Below are 1550 nucleotides of genomic sequence, written 5' to 3'. Positions count from 1 at the left end.
CTAGCAGGCTGTTGAAAAAGTGGCTCGCAGCGGGGCTGTGAGCGTGATTCAGTGTCTCCGGAGAGATTCGGAGAACGAGGCATGCGCGGTGGAGACGAACGGTCTGGCGAACTGTTCAGTTATGTTGATCTCGAGGCTCGGGTGCGGCGCGATCATCCGTTGCGCCGCATTCGGGCGATTGTGAACGACGCGCTGGCGGCGTTGGAGCGGGACTTGGCGGCGCTGTATTCGCCGATTGGGCGACCTTCGATCCCGCCGGAAAAGCTTCTGCGAGCGATGCTGCTACAGGCGTTCTACTCGATCCGCTCGGAGCGGCTGTTGATGGAGCGGCTGGAATACGACCTTCTGTTCCGCTGGTTCGTCGGCATCGGCGTCGATGACGCGGCCTGGGACCATTCGGTGTTCTCCAAAAATCGCGACCGGCTGCTGGAGGGCGACATCGCGACGAAGTTCCTTGCTGCGGTGCTGGCGCAGCCCAAGGTGACGAAGCTTCTGTCTACGGACCACTTCTCGGTCGATGGCACATTGATCGAGGCGTGGGCGTCGATGAAGAGCGTCAAACCGAAGGACGGCCCAAGCGGGGGTCATGGCGAGCCACCGGCTGAAGGGGGCGGGCGAAACGCGGAAGCGGACTTCCATGGCCACAAGCGTTCTAACGACACACATGCCTCGACCACCGATCCGGATGCCCGGCTCTATCGCAAGGGCAAAGGCAAGGAGGCCAAGCTGTGCTTTATGGGACATGGCTTGATGGAGAACCGCCACGGCCTGCTGGTCGACGCCTGCCTGACACTGGCCGACGGACATGCTGAGCGGGTGGCCGCACTGCACATGATCGAGCCTCGAGCGGAGCGGCCACAGGCGATCACGCTCGGCGCCGACAAGGCCTACGACGCGGAAGACTTCGTCAATGAGCTACGCTCGATGAGGGTGACGCCGCATGTAGCGCAGAACACGAGCGGCCGCAGTTCCGCGATCGACGGGCGCACGACGCGACATGGCGGCTATGCCGTCAGCCAGCGCATCAGGAAGCGCATCGAAGAGGCGTTCGGTTGGATCAAGGTCGTGGCCGGCCAGCACAAGACCAGGTTCCGCGGCCGCGACCGTGTCGGATGGGCCTTCACCTTCGCAGCCGCTGCCTACAATCTGGTGCGACTGCCAAAGCTCATGGCGGAGACCGGCTGATGGCCAAGGTTCCCGGCTTCGCCAAGGCCTTCGCCGGCCGCTGGCGCATCATCGAGATGGATGTTTGGGATAACGACTTCCTCGATCTCGTCGAGGAAGCCCATCTGACATTCAAAGGCTCGGCGGATGGCGAGATCGCCTTCGGCGCACTCAAGGGCTTCCTCGATGTCCGCTATGGCACCCGCGATGGTTCAGCCTGCGCGGAATTCTCGTGGGAGGGGCATGATGAGAACGACCCAGCCTGTGGCCGCGGCTGGGTTGTCTTTGGCACTGCAGGTCGCCTCGTCAGCCACTTCTACATCCACAACGCCGACGATTCCGGCTTCGTTTGCGAAAGAGCCTGACTTCTTCAACGGCCTGCTAGG

2 protein-coding genes are annotated in these 1550 nt (G+C 62.7%); both read left to right on the top strand.

Annotated elements, in window-relative coordinates; all coding sequences use genetic code 11:
• Positions 1 to 81: 81 nt before the first annotated feature.
• Complete coding sequence (locus NKH23_RS34385) at positions 82 to 1185, top strand: IS5 family transposase (RefSeq protein ID WP_353036787.1); 1104 nt, start codon at positions 82 to 84, stop codon at positions 1183 to 1185.
• Positions 1185 to 1529: a hypothetical protein gene (locus tag NKH23_RS34380; protein WP_353036785.1), complete on the top strand. Its 345-nt coding sequence runs from the start codon at positions 1185 to 1187 to the stop codon at positions 1527 to 1529. Before NKH23_RS34385 ends, NKH23_RS34380 begins: the two co-directional genes overlap by 1 nt.
• The last annotated feature ends 21 nt before the right edge of the window (positions 1530 to 1550 follow it).

Origin of the sequence: Mesorhizobium sp. M1328, from assembly GCF_040318075.1 — a bacterium.
Taxonomy (GTDB): Bacteria; Pseudomonadota; Alphaproteobacteria; order Rhizobiales; family Rhizobiaceae; genus Mesorhizobium.
Note: the sequence above shows the minus strand (reverse complement) of the source record. Positions and strands in the feature narration are given on the sequence as shown.

Excerpts from the sequence above, each read along its gene's own strand:
- NKH23_RS34380 (WP_353036785.1), top strand. The coding sequence starts at position 1,185 with ATGGCCAAGGTTCCCGGCTTCGCCAAGGCCTTCGCCGGCCGCTGGCGC.
- NKH23_RS34385 (WP_353036787.1), top strand. The coding sequence starts at position 82 with ATGCGCGGTGGAGACGAACGGTCTGGCGAACTGTTCAGTTATGTTGAT.